This is a genomic window from Actinophytocola sp. (genome assembly GCF_045807065.1).
Classification (GTDB): domain Bacteria; phylum Actinomycetota; class Actinomycetes; order Mycobacteriales; family Pseudonocardiaceae; genus Actinophytocola.
In genome coordinates this window covers 1-2420 of record NZ_JBJMIE010000260.1, presented here as the reverse complement: position 1 = coordinate 2420, position 2420 = coordinate 1, and the positions used below count along the sequence as shown (strand labels likewise).

The 2420-nt window shown below is 72.5% G+C and carries 3 protein-coding genes; 2 read left to right on the top strand and 1 reads right to left on the bottom strand.

Going from position 1 to position 2420, the window contains the following annotated elements; all coding sequences use genetic code 11:
- The coding region (locus ACJ73U_RS15275; protein ID WP_407778278.1) for a TolB family protein at positions 1 to 1102 on the bottom strand (1102 nt) is incomplete at its 3' end.
- 187 nt (positions 1103 to 1289) lie between these two features.
- Here ACJ73U_RS15275 and ACJ73U_RS15270 point away from each other — a divergent pair.
- Positions 1290 to 2132 (top strand): SAM-dependent methyltransferase, encoded by an 843-nt coding sequence (locus ACJ73U_RS15270; protein ID WP_407778277.1) that lies wholly within the window; start codon positions 1290 to 1292, stop codon positions 2130 to 2132.
- A 72-nt stretch (positions 2133 to 2204) separates the two neighbouring features.
- Positions 2205 to 2420 (top strand): hypothetical protein (locus ACJ73U_RS15265; protein ID WP_407778276.1); only part of this gene is annotated, 216 nt, incomplete at its 3' end.

The following is a 2420-nucleotide window of genomic DNA, read 5'->3' as shown; positions in this document are numbered from 1 at the left end:
TGAAGTCCGGGTCGGAGTTGAAGAAGCCGACCGCCACCAGCCGGGTCGGCCGCGCGTCGCCGATCCTCAGCAGCCACAACGCGTTCAGCGCGCGGAACGCCACGCGGGTGCCGTCCGGCGACGCGACCGGCGACGCGATCCCGAGCACCCGCTGCTCCCGCGTCGAGTCCAGGTCACGCACCGCCCGGTGGTACCGCGGCCGCGGCAGCACCGGCACCGCCGCGGCGAACGGGACCACCGACACCGAACCGTCGAGCCCGCGCCGCTTGAGCACGCCGTCCGCCGTGTGCAGCAGCTCGGTCGCCGACAGCCAGGACGCCGCGAACGCGAACACGTCCTCGCCCGGTGCGCTGACCACCCGCTCACCCACGACCAGCTCGGCGGTGGCACCGGCGATCCGCACGTAGGCGAGCACCCCGTCCGGCGAGAACGACGGGCCGAACAGGGTGGTGCCGGCCGGTGCCGTCACCGCCCGGACGACCGCGCCCGTGGACAGGTCGAGCACGTCGATCGCGGTGCTGTCCACGGTGTAGGCCAGGCGCCGGCCGTCCCGCGACCACGCCGGCATCGCCTCGTCGGCCGCCGTGTCGGTGCGGGCGGTGACCGCGCCCGTCGCCACGTCCAGGGTGTGCACGCCGTAGCTGCCGCCGAGGTCGGACGAGAACGCGACCGTCCTGCCGTCGGGGGAGAAGCGGGGCTCGCGGTGGTCGTACGGCCCGCTGGTCAGCTGGCGCGGTCCGGAGCCGTCGGGGTGCACCGTGTACACGTGGTAGTTGCCGTCGCGGTACGCCTGGAACACCAGGCTCCGCCCGTCCGGCGACCAGGACGGCTGGGTGGCGTCCGTGTCGTCGGTCGTCAGGCGCCGCGCCGCGCCCCCGGTGATCGGCACCGTCCAGATCGCGGTGACGAGGTCGAACGCGACGTGCCGGCCGTCCGGCGACACGGACGCGGAGATGTTCGTGCCCTCGCCGACCGTGGCCGCGCCGGCGGTGTCCGCGGTCGCCGTGGGCGCGGCCAGCACCGTCGCGGACGACGTCAGCGCCGTCGCGCCGGCCAGCGCCCCGGCACCGCGCAGGACATCCCGGCGGGTGAGCTCGGACATCGGACCTCCCCAATACGCGGTGGAGCCGCGTTGTCACTCCACGACATGATCCACCCTGTCGAGAACGGGCGGGGATGTCCACCCTTGCGGCCGATCGCGCGAAATCGGGCGGGAAAGCCGGCGAGCACGCCGCCGCGCCGTAAGCTCTGCCGCGGCCCTAACCCCGCCGAAACGGAGCCTCCCCGCCATGACGCCCCAGCCGCCGACCAACGTCCGCGAGCTCGACCTCGAGAAGCCGAACGCCGCCCGCATGTACGACTACTACCTCGGCGGCTCGCACAACTTCGAGTCGGACCGGGCACTCGCCGCCCAGGTCGAGCAGGTCGCGCCCTGGGTGAAGCACGTGGCCGGGATCAACCGGGCCTGGCTGCGCCGGGTGGTCAACTTCCTGATGGCGCAGGGCATCCGCCAGTACCTCGACCTCGGCTCCGGCATCCCGACGGTCGGCAACGTGCACGAGATCGCGCAGCGGCAGGACCCCGCGACCCGCGTCGTCTACGTCGACTACGAGGCCGTCGCGGTGCACCACAGCTTCGAGCTGTTGCACGACAACGACAACGCGGCGGTCGTGTGGGCCGACGTGCGCGAGCCGGGGTCGGTGCTCGAGCACGAGGAGACCCGGCGGCTCATCGACTTCAACCAGCCGGTCGGGGTGCTGTGCGCGGGGCTGCTGTTGTTCATCGGCGACGAGTACGACCCGGCCGGGCTGATCGCCGGCTACCGCGACGCCTGCGTGCCCGGCAGCTACCTCGCGATCTCCACCATGAGCCAGGACGAGGCCGACCCGGCGACCGCCGAGCAGCTGGCGGGTCTGCTGAAGCTGTACGAGATGGCCGACGAGCGCGTCTACCCGCGCACCAGGCAGACCATCGGCTCCTGGTTCGCCGGCACCGAGCTGGTCGACCCCGGGCTGACGCTGCTGCACCAGTGGCGGCCGGAGACCTCGGCGGAGGGCGACCCGCTGTGGCCGCAGCACGAGGAGTCGCCGGCCCGGCTGCTGGGCTACGGCGCGGTCGGTCGCGTGGTCTGACAGGCAGCTCTCAGCACCGTCTCATGTTGTCTTCAGGTTCGCGGTGAAGTGTGGCGGGCGAACCAGGGGTCGATGCACAACCTGGGGCTGCCGCATCCGGTGCGGATCGGCGACACGGGCGCCATCATCGGCAACGCCACGAACGCGGCCGGCCAGTCGGTCGCGAGCTATCGAAACCAGCACGGGTGGATCCAGCTTCCGCTGAGCGGCTTCGACGGCAGTCACGGCGAGGATGTGAACGACTCGGGGACCGCCGTGGGGACCCTTTTCGACGACCCGCACGGATCG